Origin of the sequence: Hymenobacter perfusus (assembly GCF_003944765.1) — a bacterium.
Classification (GTDB): Bacteria; Bacteroidota; Bacteroidia; order Cytophagales; family Hymenobacteraceae; genus Hymenobacter; species Hymenobacter perfusus.
The window spans coordinates 299891-315599 of sequence record NZ_RWIU01000003.1; the positions used below are offsets into that span (position 1 = coordinate 299891).

Genomic DNA, 15709 nt, shown 5'->3' on the forward strand with positions numbered 1-15709 from the left:
GCGCTACGCGGGCAAATGGTTCAGTAAGTCCAGTAGAAAGCGTGTCAGCTGCTGCTGCCGCTGCGGCAAATCGGGGCGGGGGTGGCCGTCCTGGTTGGCCAGCAGGCCACTGGCGGCCACAAAGTCCTCGTACAGATCTTCCAGCTTGCGCATCTGCGGGTAGCTGAGCCAGAGCACGTTCGTGAGCAGGTGGGCCGGGGCGTAGGTCGTAATCAGGTTCTGCACGTACTCCCGGTACACGTGTTGGGGGCCGTACTGGGTGTTGACCTCCTGCCGGAACTGGTGAGTGAAATCGGGCAGGCAAATGCTCACCTGAAACTCGTAGAATGCGCGGTCGGGCTCATGCGGCTTTGTTTCCAGCTGCGGGTCGAAGTCGGCGGGATGCAGGGTGCGGTGGTCTATCAGAATAAAATGGTTGAGCCGCTCATCCAGCCGCTCCAGGTACGCCAGAATCCGCTGCTGCGGACTCAGGAACGCTTCGGCGGGGGCGGCGGGCGTCAGCAGCTGCAGTTCCAGGCGGGGCAGCCCGCCGCCGCCCGGTACCAGCACTACGCCCGTCTCGGGGTCGGCCAGTTGCAGAGTGGGCGTGGTCAGCTGGCGGCTGAGCACGCTCAGGAAATCGGGGAAGGAAAGGGCGGCCTTGCGCACCGCCAGGCGCGGGGCCGGGTTCTGGCGGCCTTCGGCCGGGGGGCCAAGCTGCACTTCCTGCTCCAGGGTGCGGAGCTGCTGGCCCAGGGTGCGCACCAGCTGAAAATACTTCATGCCGGTGAGCAAATGCACGAATATTTCCAGCCCCGATACGTCGGGCGTGTCGTCGTCGGGGGCTACGCGGGCGGCACCTCGGTGGTAGGTGGCCGTGTTCAGGTGCAGCAGCAGCCGCTCCCGCACCCGAATGCGGTGCTCCCGGATTTCGGCCGGGTCGGTGAGGGTGGGCTGGTAGGAGGAAATGGTGTAGCCGAAGCGCGCCAGCAGATGGCTCAGCATCGTGTCGCGGCGGTGCATGAACTCATTGGGGTCTTCGGCCAGCTTGCCCAGCTTGCGCAGGTAGTGGCGCGAGAGGGGGCGGCCGGCATCATCGGTAGCTTCTTCGGCGGGCTGCTCCTGCAGGTCGTCCGGGTCGGCATCGTCGGGCTGCTCGGGGTCGGGTTGCTCAAAGCCAATATCGTTGAGGACTTCGTGCAGACCCGGTACGTCGCTGAGCGGCTGGGCAAAAAAGCCCTGGGGCTGATGCCGGGCGGAAAGCAGCGGCTCCACGTTTTCCAGCTGGGCGCAGAAGTTGGCCATAATCTGCTCGAAAAACAGCAGGTAGCCCTTCAGCTGCAGACTCTGGGCTTGGTGGGCGGGCGAGGCCGTGGGCGGCGGGCCGCCTTCCCCCAGCCCGTACACGGCCGGAAAGGAATGCTGAATGGAATCGTAGTGGCCCAGGCCCAGGTAACGGCCCTCCGGCAGCTGAAACTGCAGTTTGTCTTTGGGCACGGGGCTGCGCAGGCTGCGGTTGCGGGCCGCGTGCAGCTGCGCAAACTTATGCAGCACCTGCCCGGGGTTGAACTTGATGGGCACGCCGTGGTGACTGATGGTGAGCCGGGCGAGGCTGGCGGCGGCATCGAACACCAGCTCGTGGTCTTCGGGTACCCGCACCAGGGCGGAGGGCAGGTGGCGGCCGGGCTCGTACAGGTGCAGCTCGCTCACGCTCCGGATGCCGGGCCGGTGGGTGAGCAGGGAGTGGAGGCGGGCCGGGGCCAGGGTCGTCAGCAACGGCTCAAACTCGCTTTCCTGCAGCAGCTGGTTTTCCAGCAGCGGCCCGGCAAATATTTCCTCGGAGGGTATTTTTTGGGCTTGCAGGGAGGTAAGCCCCCTGGACACGAACGTGGGTTCAATAAAGCTGTCGATATGCCAGAGCACATCGGCGAGCAGGTCTTCGTGCAACTGGGTTTCGGCTACTTCCAAGTGGGCCCCGATGCTAAGGATGTAAGGCGCCAGGAAAATGACCTCCACAAACTGTTCGCCCAGGCCCCGATGCTTGTTGAGCGCATGCAGAATCTGGTGTGCCAGCTGCTGGTGGTTGGCAGGCAGGTAGTTGGGGGCAGGTTGGTCCTGCGCCAGGGCCTCGCGCAGCAGCTCCGGGAAACGGTGGTTACGGTGCAGACCCACCCGCACCACGTACTCGCCCGCCATGGCCTGCGGCCCCCGGCGCGGCTCAACCCACACGTTTTGCACTTGCCCGCTGAACTGCTCCTGGTCCAGAAGAATCTTCTTGTAGTCGTGGAGGGTGACGGGGTGGTTGGAAAAGGCCTGGTGCGCCGGCAGCAGCGTGGAGCCGGGCCGGGCCGGGGTGCCCGGCGGTGGGGCCAGCAAATCCACGATGGGCTGACTGGCGCGGTTGGTCAGGTCGGTGAGGGCGTAGCACAGGGACTCCAGAATCGTGACGCCGGGGTCGTGGTCGTTGTAGTCGGTCCAGATGGTGCCGCTGTGCTTCTGCAGCAGGTTAATTCCCTCGGTCCGCAGGCGGGCATAGTCGAGCCCCACCGGCAGCACCAGGTCTTTACGAATCGTAGCGGATTTATCCTGGTCTAGGTCCTTTTCCATCATAAGAGCAAGTGGTAAGGTGGTGAGGTGGTGATTTAGTGAAGTGGTGATTTAGTGAAGAGTAAAAAGACAACGGACTGGCTGCGCCACGTGCGCAGGTAGAACGTCAACCTCACTAAATCGCCACTTCACTAACTCACCATTTCACCACCCCTGGGGCTGGCAGTTGTTGAACAGGCAGGTGATGTGGTACACGATGGTGGCTTCCGGGCCGAACGATTTGCGGGTGCGCATCTTTAGGCCGTACACCGGCACCGGCTCCTCGGCGGTGGCGGCCCGCTCAATGTGCCAGCAGAACTGTAGCTGCTGCCGCCAGCCTCGGTAAGCGGCCCGGTGGGGCACAATGCGCTGCCGCTGCCCGTGCACGCCCAGCGCAATGGTGTGGGCCATGGCGTAGGTACCGCTGCGGTGAGGCCCGTAGGCGGCGGCCACAATCTCAAACGCCCACAGCCCTTGTAGCCCGCTGATGATGTCGTGCCATTCCCCGTCGGCGGCTACCTCGGCCGGGGCGGCCTGGGTCTGGCCGGTATTGGGGGCGGCGGTGGTACCGGCCGGCTCGTGCTGGAAGGTGCCCATGCGGCCGGTGCTGCCCACGAAACCGGCTACGCTCAGCCGCTCTGTGGGCTGGGTGGTGCCGATGCCCACATTCCCGCCGGGAGCCAGAAACAGCCGTACCGGGGGCGCTTCGCCGGTGGGCGTACCATCGGGCTCATGCCGTTCTTGAGGCTCGGAAAAGCCCAGCCCCAGGGGCGCGCCATCCTCTGGGGCCGGGGTCAGCAGGCTCATTACCCAGGTGGCGCACTGGTTCTGGAGCTGCTGCAGGTTGCGGTAGAACGAGAGCAGCCGCAGCCCCACGCCAGCCCCGGCCCGGCCCTCGGCGGCTCCCATCTGCAGGCCCAGCTGCGGGTGCTTGTAGAACCCGTCGTCGAGGCGGTTTACCGAGGAGTCGATCAGGTGGGCAAAGCTTTCCTCGGTGGGCATGGTGCCCTCCTTAAAGTACTGCCGGAGCGTACTGCGGCGTTTCAGGTCTTCCGGATATTTTTCCATGCGCGGCGGTCAATAAAGTTAGCGGCTGGGCGGGGCCTCAAAACTGCGGGGAATCACGAAATCGGTGCCGATAACGAGGCTGCCGATGCCGGTGGCCCGGGCCTCGGGCACGGGGTCGGGCACCGAGATACCCGTCATCTCCGTGAGCTGGTGCTGCTCGGCGGGCACGTACACGCTCCAGGGGCGGTTGGTGGCGTCTTCCAGCGGCTGGGGCTGGGCGGCGGCAGCGGCGGTAGCACCGGCGGGCGTAGGCCCCTGGGTGTCGTAGAACAGGTACTGGTCGTCTTCGAGGGCCATTTTTACCACCGAGAAGCCCGTTACGGACTCCACGTAGGGCAGCTGGTTCAGAAACGACAGGATCATGCTGCTGGTGAGGCTGTAATGCAGGCCGTGGCGAGCGGGGTTGCGGGCGTTCCAGGGCGAGAGAAACTCGTTGAGCTCCTGCTGTACCTGCTGCATCAGCAGGCCCGACTGCGGGTGCAGGCGGCGGGCGGCCTTCGTGAAATGCACCCCCGCCCGCACCTGAATCATCTCGTAGAGCGGGTTGCACACCTCCAGCTGCACGTGGGCCGAAACCACCCGGCGCAGCACGTTCCGAATGTGGGCCAGCTGGTCGGGGCTGAAGATGGGCAGGCGGTAGCCGGGCGTGGCCGGCTGGTGGGGTACCACCATCACCATTACCAGCCCCGGCCGGTGCTGAGCCCGGGGTACCTGGTTGGCCCGCAGGCACTTCACCCGAAACACCTCCGGAAAGTGGTCCAGCACGATGTGCTCGTAGTCCCAAGGCGTCACGGCCCGGCCCCGGTGGCGCAGCCGCTCACTCACGCGGGTGTTGTATTCCTCGTGGGTTTCGGCCGAGCGTCCCCCGAACGAGCCGAGGGGTTGCTCCACTTTGGCCAGCTCGGGTACCGGCTTCAGCAGCCGCGTGAGGCTGTGGGCGGGAACGTGGGCGTCAAACGTAAGGCGCTGCTCGGGGCTGGTAGCCAGGCGCACGGCCGGCACCACCTGGGTATGAATCTGGCGCACCTGCTGCACAAATTCGGCCCCCTGGCGCACGGTAGCCCGCAGCCAGTACAGCCCCTCGGGCATGATGGTGTGGTGGGTATTGAGGGTGGCGGGCAGACTCAGGCGCACGGGCTGCTGCTCCGTCAGGCCCAGGCTCTGGTCGTGTACTACGTCGTCGCGGAGGGTAGTGCCGGGCGTAAATGGCCGCCACTCATCCAGCACCAGATACGACCATTGCACGCTGGGCTGGAGGCTGCGGTAGCCGGCCAGCGTAACCTCCTGCTGCCGGGGCAAACTGGTGAACGGAGCCAGCTCAAACAGTAAGTTGATATCGAGGGGCGGGGTGAGGCCGGCCAGTCCGATGTAGAGCGTGCCCTCATCGGCAAACCCGGGCAGCAGGTTAAGGTGATACCCGGAGCGCGCCGCCCGGCTGGGCTCCCCGGTGGGAGAAGTGGCCGTCAGGCGGCGGGCGGGCTGGTATTCGCCCAGCGGATGCACGTAATAGAACTGTGCCTGGCCGGCCAGCGGCGGGCCGTGCAAAGCCGGCACGTCTATTTCCTCCTCCGCCGAGTAGCTGAGCCACACGCTCTTCACCATCGGCACGAAGGGCGGGCGGGGCAGCGGCCGGAGGCGTGAGGGGTTGCGGGCGTTGTGCTGCAACGTTTCGACCAGCAGCGGCGGGTACTGGTCGGTGCCGAAGCCGCCGACCGGGGCCACCAGCTCCAGCCGCACGGCCCCGGTAGCGGCCTCGGCCTGCAGCGGCCCGGCCGCCACGGCGGGTTGCCGGCGGAAGTCGGCGGCGTGGGTGGTAAGCACCAGGTGGCTGCTGGGCAGCAGCACCGTACCGGCGGGCCGGCTGGAGTCGGGAATCGTCTGGAAAAGCGGAAACGGGGCGGCCGGGGCAGTTTGGGGCACCCACTGCCAGTCGCGCCGGTAGCTGGCCGCCACCTGAAAGGAGGCATTGTGCAGCGGGGGCTCGTAGCCCTGATAGTAGTCGGCGAAGCCGTTGGGCTCTGGGGGCAACTGGGCCCAGTCCAGGGTCAGAATCAGTTGGGTAAGGCGCTTGCGAAATACCTCCGGAAACCCCACCAGCAGGTAGGCTCCCGGCTGGGCCTGCGGGCCGAACGGCGCAAACGGCAGCCCCGGCGCCAGCGGCCCCAGCTGGTTGGCCAGCTGCACGCGCTGCACATCCTGGGCCTGCACGCGCAGGCCAATACTGAGCGGCTGCAGGGCGCTGAAGCTGGAATAGGCGTACTCCGGGGCCTGCTCGTTGAGCCGCAGCCGCAGCACCGGCCACTCCGTACGGAACTGACCCGCGTGCAAAGCCGGCTGGTGGGCCACCACGGCGGGCTGCTCGCGGCCCAGGGCCAGGTGCCAGCAAATGGTGTGGGCCTCGGGCAGCAGGCGCACCTCCTGCACCCGCAGCGGCAGCCAGCCCTCGGCCCCGGTCACATCCACCCGGAAGGCGTTCAGGCCCAGCGCATCGAAGGCGCGTTGCAGCGGCGCGTCATCGGTGGTAAGCGCATCGGCAAAGCGGCCGAAGCTGCCCGGCTCGCACCGCAGGCTCAGCTCCACGGTGCGGCGGCCCTCCTGCAACAGCAGCACCGCCGCCGAAACGGCAAAGCCCACCGCCGCGTCGGTCATGGTGCGGGCGGCGGGGCTCAGCAGCTCCTGGTTGCGGCCAAATGGCGTCCAGCCGGTGGCAGGGTCGGGCAGGGGCCGGCCCAGGCCGTCGGCCGAGTCGGCCCGGGGGGCCACGTAAATGCCCCGGATGGCCTTCGAGCCGTGCCCGCTCACGAATACCGAGCTGAGCTGCTGCACGCGCCAGGGCGTGAGGCGCACGGCCTCGGTGGTTTTGAACACCACCCGCTGGCCGTGGGCATCCTTGCCGCCTTCCACCTCCAGGCCGGCCGGCACCACGGTATCCGTCACGCCCTTCACCAGCCGGAGCGACAGGAAGGCGTGGTCGGGGCGGGCGGGGCGGGCGGCCACGCGCAGCACCTGCCGGTAATAGTAGTTAAGGTGGCGGCGCGGAATGTCGTTGAGGGCCCGCTGGGCGTGCTTGTAGAGCTCCAGGAAGGTGATGAGCAGGGCCATTTCCGGCAGCATATCGTTTTCCGGATTCTGCTCCCGCAGGCTGTTGCGCAGCACCCGCTGGGCCAGACTGGCCAGGGAGTTCTGGGCCTTGTGAAACGTCCAGAGCAAATCGGTCAGCTCCTCATCAACGGCCCGCAGGGTGGGCGGTACTGCGGGTTCCGGGCTGGCGGCGGCTTTCGGCCACAGGTGCCGCAGCTGCTCCGGGCCGCGTTCCTGGGGCGGGCGGGGCGGCAGGCCGTGGTCGGCCAGCAGGGCCTGCTCCAGGGCGGCCACGCGGCGCAACGGGCCGGTCAGCTCATCCACCACGGCGTGCAGCTCGGCCTGAAACGTGCGCCGCACATGGCTGCGCAGGTGCGACTCGCACCACCGGTCAAACTGCGTGGCCATTTTATAAATGCGCCCCAGCAGGTTGCGGCGGGCCAGCTGCTGCTGCGCCGTGGTGGCCATCGGGTCCTGCACCTGCCGGATCAGCCGGGCGAAATAGTCGTACTGCGAGGGGAGGCGTTGGGTGGCAATCTGGGCAATGATGAGCAGGCTGCGTTTCTCGCCCAGCCGCCAGGTGCGGCGGGTTTTCACCTGCCCGTCCACCACCTCGTAGTAGCGCACCAGCTTCGAGAAGTAGCTCACGTAGGCCAGCAGCTCCTCCGTGGTGTAATCGGCCAGCTCCACCTGGGTGTCGTGCAGGAGCGGTTGGCGGCGCCCCTGCTGCGAGGAGCCGCTGTCCTGAAACGACGGAGTGGAAGCCGGCCCCATACGTTACAGCTGCCCGGCCAGCAAGGTGGCTTCGCGCATGAAGGGGTACACCACGTTGTGGCGGCTGTTGAGCGTACGCACCCGGTAATCAACTTCCAGCAGCAGAATTCCGTCGTTGATGCTCTGCGTGTTCACCTCAATGCCCAGCACGCTCACGCGGGGCTCAAACAGCAGCACGGCCTTGTCCACGGTGGCCTTGATGCGGGTAATTACCGAGCTGTCAATCTGCTCGAACAGGAACTGGCGGAGCGCGCAGCCGTACTCCGGGTTCATGATTCGCTCGCCCGGGTGAGTATTGAACAGAATGTAGAGGCTCTGGCGGATGTCCTCCTGCTCGGCCACCATGGTCAGCTGCAACGTGCTGGGCTCGAAGGCCGGGGGAAAGCTCCAGCCCCGACCCAGAAACGAGTTGGCCGGCTCCTCACCGAAGGAACTTAGGGAAAAATCAGCCATAGCTATCCGCCAATCAATACCGTGAAACAACCCAGCACAATGCTGCCGCCGTGGGCCGTGGCGTCGCCCATGCGGGCGGCGGGCATCCCGCCAATCAGCACCGTGGCCGAGCCCTGCACGATGCTGTCCGGCGGCCCCACGCACACGGCCGAGTCGCCGACGCGGGCCGCCGGGAGCTTGCCAATGAGCACGGTGGGGCAGCCCGGGCCGATAATGGGGCCGCCGACGTGCGGAATCGGGGGCACGGCGGGCGTCTGCATGGGGCAGGTATGCATATCAGTGAGGCGGGCGGCGAAGGGCACGGGAAGGAAGAGGATAGGTGGATGAAAGCGTGGTTGGGTTTTTCAGTGAGGTTACTTATTGCAACGAAGCGGTAGAGATGCTTCGATTGCGCCTCCGTCTCTGCTTGATGCGCAGAATGCTCAGCATGACGGGCAGGTGGCTTGCTTTGCTCGGCTGTTTACTGATGCTAGTTGATCATCACCATGGCGCCCTGCACCTTCACCTGCCCGGAGGCAGTTAGCTCGGCGGCGGCGGTGCCGGCCAGCTTCAGCTGCATCTGGGCGGTAGCGTCCACGTTCAGGCCTTGCAGCTTCAGGTCGGCGGTGGCTTTGAGGGTGATGCCGTTGGTGGCCGTCAGTTCGATGTTCTGCTGGGCCTTGAGCTGCAGGTTGGAGGCGCTATCCAGCAGAATACCGCTTTCCGAGAGCTGCACCTTGTTGTTTTTGGCATCGGTGAGGGTGATGGTTTTGGCGTTGTCGTCGAGCACGAACTTGTTGTCGCCGGGCGTTTTGATGGTAATGATTTTCTTGTCGTCGTCGAACTCCACGGTGAGCTTATTGGGCGTGACCCAGCCCTTGAGGTTGTTCTTTTCGGCGGGCGTGTAGGCTGGGGCCCGGCCGCTGCTGTACAGTGCGCCCAGCACCACGGGCTGCTGCGGGTCGTTGTTGAAAAAGCCCAGAATCACCTCGTCGTTCACCTCGGGGTAGAAGTAGGCCCCGCTGCCCGAGGAGGCGTAGGGGTGGCCCAGGCGCGCCCACAGCGTTTTGCTTTGCAGCGCCGGCACCGTCACCTCCACCCGGAACTCATTGGCCGGGTCCTCGTGAATCTGCTTCACCACCGCGTTGTACAGTCCCTGAATGCCCGGCAGCGGCCCCAGAATGGAGGGCGCGGCCACCTCGGGGTGCTGCTCCGTAAACCACCGCTCGTCCAGGCCCAGGGTCACTTCGGTTGTCCAGTTGCCTTCGGCCAGAGTGTGCGTCACGCCGGCCACGTAGGCGTTGCCGTTGAAGCGCGTGCCCATCCCGGCGAGGGTTATCATGCAGCCCGGTACCGCCAGCGCGCTGCCCTGGAAACGCACGGTGCCCTTGATTTTAGCCAGCGTTGATTTCAGCCACAGCGCATCGGCCCGGGCCTGCAGGCTTTCCTGCGTCACGGCCGAGGCCAGCTGCAAATCGTAGGAGGTTTCGGCCAGCACCTGGGCCAGCGTATCGGAGGTGACGTTGCCGGCCGTGGAAACGCCGGGCTGCTGGGCTTCCGCTTCCAGCACGGCCTGCGTTTTGTAGTCCCAGGCCTGACTTTTCACGGCCTGATATTGCGAGCGGGCATCCATTTCCAGGGAGAAATCCAGGATGTTGGCCCCGTAAGTCAGCGTCAGCACCGGGCCGGCCGAGGTATCGGGGGCCGTCACCGTGAGCTTGCCCTGCTCGCTGAGCACCACCAGCCCATTGGCCTCGGCCCGCGCCACCACAAAATCCCAGTCGGTGCAGTAGTACTGCACCAGCTCGGGGTGGGAAACGGAGGTGTCATCCACCGCCTTGCTCAGGCCGTGCGTGCCAATGACTTTGCTGATGGCGTCGCTGTCGGTGCTGTCGGCAAATACGGCGCTTTTGCGGCCCACGGCCATATTGGCGGCTTTATCCTGACACTCCAGCACAAGCAACGGAGCTTCGGCCCCGGCTTCCAGCCCGTGCTTCACAATGATTCCCTTGAAAATAGTGGCGTCCTCGGTGTGGTAGCCGGCCTGAATGGTCAGCTCCGTGCCGGGCAGAAAATCGGCTGAGTCACTGATGGGAAAGTCCTCGGAAGATGGGCTGCCGTCGTGCAGCTCCAGGCGGGCGTGGCTGATGCGGTTCACGCCCTTCTGCACCGTAATGGAGCGCACCTGATAGGCGCTGTTGATTTCGGTGCCGCCCGCCAGAATACGGAACGTTACGAGGTCGGTGGTGCTGGAAACGGGACTGGGAGCGGACATAGGAAAAGCGAAAAAAATGAAGTAGCGGCGGCCAGACGCTTACACCAAAGGCGGAAATACCAGCACGGAGCCGGGTTCCAGGCGGCGGAAGTTAATCAGGTCGTTGCGGCGGGCCACCTGAATGTAGTAGTCGGGCTTGCCGTAGATGCGGTGGCAGAGCGTGGGCAGCGTGTCGCCGGCCTGCACCCGGTGGTGGTGGGTGAGGTCCGAGGACTGCTTATCGGCCTGCTTGGCCAGGGTGGCGGGGTCGGTGAAGCCCACGAAGGTCAGGCTCACTTTGGCCCGCAGCGGGGAGCCATCGGGCTTGAACAGGGTGTAGCTGATATCGAACTTGGTGAGGCGGCAGTTGAAGAGCAGGTTGCTCCAGCTCAGTTGCACATAGTAGGGAGAGTGCAGCTTGCCCTGGTACTCCAGCACCACGTTGCGCAGCTTCTTGATGTCCTTGCCCACGTCCAGCACCTTGCCCTCCACGGCACCCGTCCCGTCCAGCAGCAAATCAAAGCTGACTTCCTCATCCCCAATGGCCTTGAATTTGGGGGCCTGGCCGTTCTGGCCCAGGGTTTCGGTTTTGGAATAAGCAATGGAGTAGGTGTGGGAAAACGATTCGGGGTTCAGAAATACGGTGTAGCTGTCCGCCCCCTTGGTGGTGAACTGCTCGTTCTCGTAGCTCTGAAGTACCATTTTAACCAGGGTCATGCGCGGCTAAAACTGAAAGGCGGGAATAGCGGAAAAAGGGCGGTTGAGCGGTTGGGGCGGCAGCTTTAGCGCTCCTGCCGGCGGCGCAGCTGAGCCAGCACCTGCCGCACGCAGCTCTCGGTGATTTCGCGGCGGAGCTGCTCGCGGGCTTCGGTGCTGACGGCCGCCTCCGGGCGGGCGGCGGGGAGGCGGCCTTCATCGTGCACGGTTACTTTGATAATCAGCTCCCGAATTTCAATGGGCATAGCGCGGATAGGAATCTGGATGGAAAAAGAACAGCTCAGCGCACGCGCTGCTGCTGGAAGCGGGTGTAGGTCAGCTCCAGGGTTTCAATGGCCAGGGCGTTTTCCTCGGCCTTGAAATCCGAGACGCTCCACTTCACGGGCCAAGCGTTGTCAAACGACCAGAAAGCCAGCGTATCGCCCTCGGGGTTCAGCAAGCTCAGAAACACCTGCTTGGGCACGATAGGCTCGGACAAGTCCGAGCCTATCGTGGTGCGTACCCAGGCCGCCAGGGCCGAGCCTTCAATCAGCAGGCCGCGTTTCAGGACCAGGTTGCTGTACTTGGCCACGGTGGGCACCGTGTACTTGTACAGGTTCTGGCCGCCTTCGCCAATGGTTTCGGTTTCGCGCTCCACGGCCAGGCCCGAGACTTCCTGAAACGCCGCATCGGCGGTGGTTTTGATGGCCTCGAACGAGAGCGTGAAGTAGAAACTGACGGGCGGATACCCTTTGTCAGGCATAGATCAGGGGTTAGCCGCCGTTTTTGATTTCCAGGGTTTCGTAGGCCACCTCCAGGGTTTCCACGGCCACTTCGTTGCCGTCGGCCTTCAGGTCGGTGCCCTGAATTTTGGTGGGCCAGGCGTTATTCAGCGTCCAGGTCATGGTGGCGTTGCCGCCCTCGTCGCAGAGCATAATCACCACGGTGGTGCGCTTGATGAGGTTGAGGTTGATGGTGGAGTACCAGTCCCAGAAGTGGTTATCCTTCACGAAAATGCCCTTTTTCAGGGTCACGTTGCCCACCTTTTTCAGGCCGGGCATCTTGATGGTTGAGAAGGTGGGGCTGTTGCCGGCGCGGTACTCAATTACCTGGGTTTCGGTTTCGAGGCCGCTTACTTCCTGAAAAGGCACGTCGCCTTTGCCGTCGCCGAGGTCAACTTTGAAATAAAACTTGGGTAGGGGCCAAACGGCATCCTGTGCTTCACCAGCCATGAGCTTGCAGTCGTAAAAGTGAGGAAATCAGAAAAGGAACTAGCGGAGCGCTACGACTTCTGCATCTGCTGCTGGAAGCTGAGCACGATGAATTCGGCGGGGCGCGAAATGGCCACTTTGATGAACACGTTCATGTAGCCGTTGAGCACGTCGTCGCCGGTCATGGTGGTGCCCAGGCCCACGGCCACGCTGTAGGCATCCTCGGGCTTGGAGCCGGCCAGGGCGCCCTGCTTCCACTGGTTGAACAGGAAGCTGCTGATCATGCTCTGCACCTTCACCCAGGTGTTGTTGTCGTTGGGCTCGAACACGTAGGCGCGGGAAGCCAGCTTAATGGACTGCTCCAGCATAATCATGGTGCGGCGCACGTTCACGTAGCGCCAGTCCTGGCTGTTGCCATCGAGGGTGCGGGCACCCCACACCAGCACGCCCAGCCCAGGAAACGGCCGGATGGCGTTAACGGATTTGCCGGTGGCGGCATCCACGTTCAGGCGGGCCTGGTCGTTGTCGCTCAGGTTCACGGTGGGCGCCACCACGCTGTTGAGGCCCACGTTGGCGGGGGCTTTCCACACGCCCCGATTGGCATCCACGGCCGTGTACACGCCGGCCATGGCCGCCGCCACGGGCAGCGTGTTGCGGTAGCGGGTAATGTTGTCGATGAGGCGCTTGTAGTCGAGGCTGGAGGCCAGCAGGGCGTTATGCACCCGAATCACGTTCAGCTCGAACGTCAGGTCGCGCTTCAGCTCCTCCACGGCGTACAGCGTCTGGGCCTCCTTTACCACCCCGGCGTAGTTAGTGAAGAAGCGCAGCATATCGGTGCGCTTGGCCCGCTCGGCCGGACTGATAGGCGGCTGGCCCTCGGCCGGTTCTTCGTCCAGACTGGCTTGGGTCGACGTTACGGCGGCGTCGGCCATGGCAACAAACTTGTCCAGCAGCTCCTTTTTCAGGTTCAGGAAGGACGTTTCGATGGCATTGACCACCGTGGTAACCACCCAGGGGAAATAGCCTACGCCGTACTTCAGGTAGTTGGTCGAAACCCCGTTGCGGAAGGCCACGATAGGGTTCTTCTCTTTATCGTCGCTATTGAGTACCAGCGGGTCGGTTACCGCGCCTTTGTACACGTCCAGCAGCGCTACGCACCGCTGGGTGGCGTTGCAGTGGCCCAGCATGGCCTGGGCCACGGTGTAGTACTCCTCTGAGGTCAGACGCAGCGCGTCGGGGCAGACCACCATCGTGGGTTCCTGCTCATATACCAGGGAGGCAATGGCGTCCAGAAATAGGTCCTTGGGGGCTTTGGGTGCGGCGGCCGGCGTGGCATCCGGGTCGGTTCCTGTCTTCTTGGCACCGCCTTTCGCGTCGTCCTCCGCCTTGGGGTTGGCATCGGTCTTTATGTCCTCTTTATCCTGCCCCCCGATGGTCGTGCCCGCGTACTCGCCGATGGAGATGATGTAGCAGGTCGCGCCGCCGTTCTGGTAGAACAGCCGGATATTGTTGTAGAGGTAGTACACCTCATCCTGCTCCGGCGTGAGGGCATACTTGGTCAGCACGGCCGTGGTAGCATTATACTCCTCCAGGTTACTGATCTGGAGCGGCATGGGCTGCACGGCCAGGTCGGCCCCCAGCGAGGCTACCGTGGTGGCACCTTCCAGCTTGGTCAGGTCGAAGAGCGGCGTGTTGCCCTGGCCGAAGTAGGTTTCGTACTCCTTCAGCGACGTAACGCGCTGCGGCCGGCTGCCCAGGTCTTCGCCGTTGTAGTTGGCCTTGGCCGTGTACCCGATAAACACCGGAATGGCCGTGGCCACCTCCACCACCGAGTTGGGAAAGGCGTTTATCTCGTTGATGTAAACGCCGGGGGTTTGCTGTTCCATAGAGGGACGTTGGGGTTAGGAATGAAAAGAAAAGAATCAGAGGTGAACCAGGATTTCAGAATAGGCCGACTGAGCCTCGGTATCAGCTGCCGCGCGGGGCCAGTCGGCCGGCAGGGGGCGCACCACCTCCGCGCCGGGTGTGGGCAGCAGGGCTACCAGCAAAGCCGGCTGGGTACAGCGCAGGGCGCAGGCGTAGTCGGGCCGTTCCCGCAGCGGAATAGCGTGGGTGGAAATAAAGGCGGCCCCGGCCCCGGCCGGAGGCGGCAGCAGCCGCTCGAAGTCCACGGCCGGTAGCTTGGTATCGGGCCGGGCCGTAGCCGTTACCGACAGTTCCCGGGCGGGTTGCTGCCAGAGCTTTTCGGCGGGCACCCGGTAGCGGAGCTGGTAGCACCAATAGGTAGACCGGGCGGTAAAAGCCAGCTGTACCGTCAAAGGAGGCGCCAGCAGGGCCGTTTGGCTGATTTCGAGTATGCCCCAAGTCTGGGCCGCGTACAGCTGCTCGTCGGCGTAGAAATCAAGGTGCCGGGTGCCGGCCACCCGCAGCTGGTAGCGGCCCCCGCCGCCCCGGCGCACATCCACGGCCACCTGCCCCGTTTCATCCAGAATTACCTGGTCGTTCTTATCCAAAGGCAGGGCCGTGGCTACGGTGGTACCCTGGGCCACCGCCAGCACCCGCACCGCCGGCCGGGCAGCGGGCAGTTGCCCGGTATCGGCCGTGAGGGTGAAGGGGGTAAGCGGCAGTAGTAGGGCTTTTTCCGCCTTCAGCTTCACCAACGGGCCTTTGGCGGCGCGCACGTGGAAGTAGTGAATGGCCCGGCGGCCGTGGGCGGGCTGGGGCTTGGGCGGCGGCAGCACCGTGAAATTGGCGAAGTAGGGGCTGAGCGGCTCCAGTTGAAACCGCAGCGGAAACAGGAAATCGGGCAGGGGCCGAGCCGCCGCCGCGTCGTTCAGGTCGCGCAGTACGGCCAGGCCGTTAGCGGTGGGCTTCACCCAGAGGCCGGCGCGTTGCAGGTTGCGCACAGTGGCCGCCGTGGGCGTAATCCTGACGGCCGGCGTCAATGGGTCCTGGAAGTAGCTGTGCCGTTGCTCTACCACGCACAGCAGCTGGGAGGTCTGACGCATGGCTACCCGGCGTGTTGGTCAATAGAGCCGATGCCCGGCAGGGTCGGCCCGTCGGGGCCTTCCTGGAGCGTCAGCATCCGGACTTTATAGAGCACGCCCGGCAGGTATTTGCTGCCCAGCATCCCCCAGAGCTGGCTCCACTCGTGAGTCGTCACGGTTTCCAGCTCCACCAACACCTTTTCCAGGCGGCGGTCCAGGGTGGGGGTGTTCTGGGGTGTAAGCACGTTTTTGCGCTGGAAGAAGGTTATGCCGGCCCCCAGAAACTTCAGGGCTTCGGCGTAGTCGCTGAAGTTGGCCGCCAGCAGCACCCGCAGGTTCAGCCGGATGGCCGGGTTGGCGCGGGCGTACTCAGGGCCGTTGGTGCCCGCAGTGGTTCGGTTGGCCGCGCCGTTGCGCAGCGTGGTTTCCTGCTCCAGATTCACCAGCGTGAGGCACAGTCGGTTAAGCGCATCCGGCAGCGGGTTGCCATCGGGGCCGGTGTAGGGCGTCAGCAAGGCCCGCGCCTGATTATCCGTCAGGTCGAATACTTGCTTGAGGTAGGCGTTCAGCTCGTCGGTGAGGGCCTGTAATGCCTGCTGAATCATGAGAGAAGGAGGATGCGGGGCTCCCTGACTCCGCGC

At 64.5% G+C, this 15709-nt stretch carries 13 protein-coding genes; all 13 read right to left on the bottom strand.

Features of this window, described 5'->3' with window-relative positions:
* Nucleotides 1-3: 3 nt before the first annotated feature.
* The 13 genes from EI293_RS11130 to EI293_RS11190 all read right to left on the bottom strand — a co-directional run bounded on the left by EI293_RS11130 (nucleotide 4) and on the right by EI293_RS11190 (nucleotide 15673).
* Entirely contained in the window at nucleotides 4-2586 is a 2583-nt protein-coding gene (locus tag EI293_RS11130) for a hypothetical protein (protein WP_125437598.1), read from the bottom strand.
* Between the two features lie 144 nt (nucleotides 2587-2730).
* Entirely contained in the window at nucleotides 2731-3633 is a 903-nt protein-coding gene (locus tag EI293_RS11135; protein ID WP_125437600.1) for a hypothetical protein, read from the bottom strand.
* Nucleotides 3634-3651: 18 nt separating this feature from the next.
* A complete protein-coding gene (locus tag EI293_RS11140; RefSeq protein WP_125437602.1) occupies nucleotides 3652-7488 on the bottom strand; it encodes a baseplate J/gp47 family protein in 3837 nt (1278 codons plus the stop codon).
* A 3-nt stretch (nucleotides 7489-7491) separates the two neighbouring features.
* Nucleotides 7492-7941: a GPW/gp25 family protein gene (locus tag EI293_RS11145; protein WP_125437604.1), complete on the bottom strand. Its 450-nt coding sequence runs from the start codon at nucleotides 7939-7941 to the stop codon at nucleotides 7492-7494.
* A 2-nt stretch (nucleotides 7942-7943) separates the two neighbouring features.
* Nucleotides 7944-8216 (bottom strand): PAAR domain-containing protein, encoded by a 273-nt coding sequence (locus tag EI293_RS11150; protein ID WP_211339572.1) that lies wholly within the window; start codon nucleotides 8214-8216, stop codon nucleotides 7944-7946.
* A 194-nt stretch (nucleotides 8217-8410) separates the two neighbouring features.
* Nucleotides 8411-10195: a type VI secretion system tip protein VgrG gene (vgrG, locus tag EI293_RS11155; protein WP_125437608.1), complete on the bottom strand. Its 1785-nt coding sequence runs from the start codon at nucleotides 10193-10195 to the stop codon at nucleotides 8411-8413.
* Nucleotides 10196-10234: 39 nt separating this feature from the next.
* Nucleotides 10235-10891, bottom strand: a complete 657-nt coding sequence (locus EI293_RS11160; RefSeq protein ID WP_125437610.1) for a CIS tube protein — start codon at nucleotides 10889-10891, stop codon at nucleotides 10235-10237.
* A gap of 65 nt (nucleotides 10892-10956) precedes the next feature.
* Entirely contained in the window at nucleotides 10957-11136 is a 180-nt protein-coding gene (locus EI293_RS11165) for a DUF5908 family protein (protein ID WP_125437612.1), read from the bottom strand.
* Between the two features lie 35 nt (nucleotides 11137-11171).
* Nucleotides 11172-11633: a phage tail protein gene (locus tag EI293_RS11170; protein WP_125437613.1), complete on the bottom strand. Its 462-nt coding sequence runs from the start codon at nucleotides 11631-11633 to the stop codon at nucleotides 11172-11174.
* 10 nt (nucleotides 11634-11643) lie between these two features.
* Nucleotides 11644-12102 (bottom strand): phage tail protein, encoded by a 459-nt coding sequence (locus EI293_RS11175; protein WP_125437615.1) that lies wholly within the window; start codon nucleotides 12100-12102, stop codon nucleotides 11644-11646.
* Nucleotides 12103-12152: 50 nt separating this feature from the next.
* Nucleotides 12153-13967, bottom strand: coding sequence for a phage tail sheath family protein (locus EI293_RS11180; RefSeq protein WP_125437617.1), 1815 nt, complete (start codon nucleotides 13965-13967; stop codon nucleotides 12153-12155).
* A gap of 36 nt (nucleotides 13968-14003) precedes the next feature.
* Nucleotides 14004-15089, bottom strand: a complete 1086-nt coding sequence (locus tag EI293_RS11185) for a hypothetical protein (protein WP_125437619.1) — start codon at nucleotides 15087-15089, stop codon at nucleotides 14004-14006.
* A gap of 2 nt (nucleotides 15090-15091) precedes the next feature.
* Nucleotides 15092-15673, bottom strand: a complete 582-nt coding sequence (locus EI293_RS11190; protein ID WP_170170341.1) for a DUF4255 domain-containing protein — start codon at nucleotides 15671-15673, stop codon at nucleotides 15092-15094.
* Between the last annotated feature and the right edge of the window lie 36 nt (nucleotides 15674-15709).

Bases quoted from the DNA above. Each gene is read 5' to 3' on its own strand.
- EI293_RS11130 (WP_125437598.1), bottom strand. From the start codon at position 2,586: ATGGAAAAGGACCTAGACCAGGATAAATCCGCTACGATTCGTAAAGAC.
- EI293_RS11135 (WP_125437600.1), bottom strand. From the start codon at position 3,633: ATGGAAAAATATCCGGAAGACCTGAAACGCCGCAGTACGCTCCGGCAG.
- EI293_RS11140 (WP_125437602.1), bottom strand. From the start codon at position 7,488: ATGGGGCCGGCTTCCACTCCGTCGTTTCAGGACAGCGGCTCCTCGCAG.
- EI293_RS11145 (WP_125437604.1), bottom strand. From the start codon at position 7,941: ATGGCTGATTTTTCCCTAAGTTCCTTCGGTGAGGAGCCGGCCAACTCG.
- EI293_RS11150 (WP_211339572.1), bottom strand. From the start codon at position 8,216: ATGCATACCTGCCCCATGCAGACGCCCGCCGTGCCCCCGATTCCGCAC.
- vgrG (WP_125437608.1), bottom strand. From the start codon at position 10,195: ATGTCCGCTCCCAGTCCCGTTTCCAGCACCACCGACCTCGTAACGTTC.
- EI293_RS11160 (WP_125437610.1), bottom strand. From the start codon at position 10,891: ATGACCCTGGTTAAAATGGTACTTCAGAGCTACGAGAACGAGCAGTTC.
- EI293_RS11165 (WP_125437612.1), bottom strand. From the start codon at position 11,136: ATGCCCATTGAAATTCGGGAGCTGATTATCAAAGTAACCGTGCACGAT.
- EI293_RS11170 (WP_125437613.1), bottom strand. From the start codon at position 11,633: ATGCCTGACAAAGGGTATCCGCCCGTCAGTTTCTACTTCACGCTCTCG.
- EI293_RS11175 (WP_125437615.1), bottom strand. From the start codon at position 12,102: ATGGCTGGTGAAGCACAGGATGCCGTTTGGCCCCTACCCAAGTTTTAT.
- EI293_RS11180 (WP_125437617.1), bottom strand. From the start codon at position 13,967: ATGGAACAGCAAACCCCCGGCGTTTACATCAACGAGATAAACGCCTTT.
- EI293_RS11185 (WP_125437619.1), bottom strand. From the start codon at position 15,089: ATGCGTCAGACCTCCCAGCTGCTGTGCGTGGTAGAGCAACGGCACAGC.
- EI293_RS11190 (WP_170170341.1), bottom strand. From the start codon at position 15,673: ATGATTCAGCAGGCATTACAGGCCCTCACCGACGAGCTGAACGCCTAC.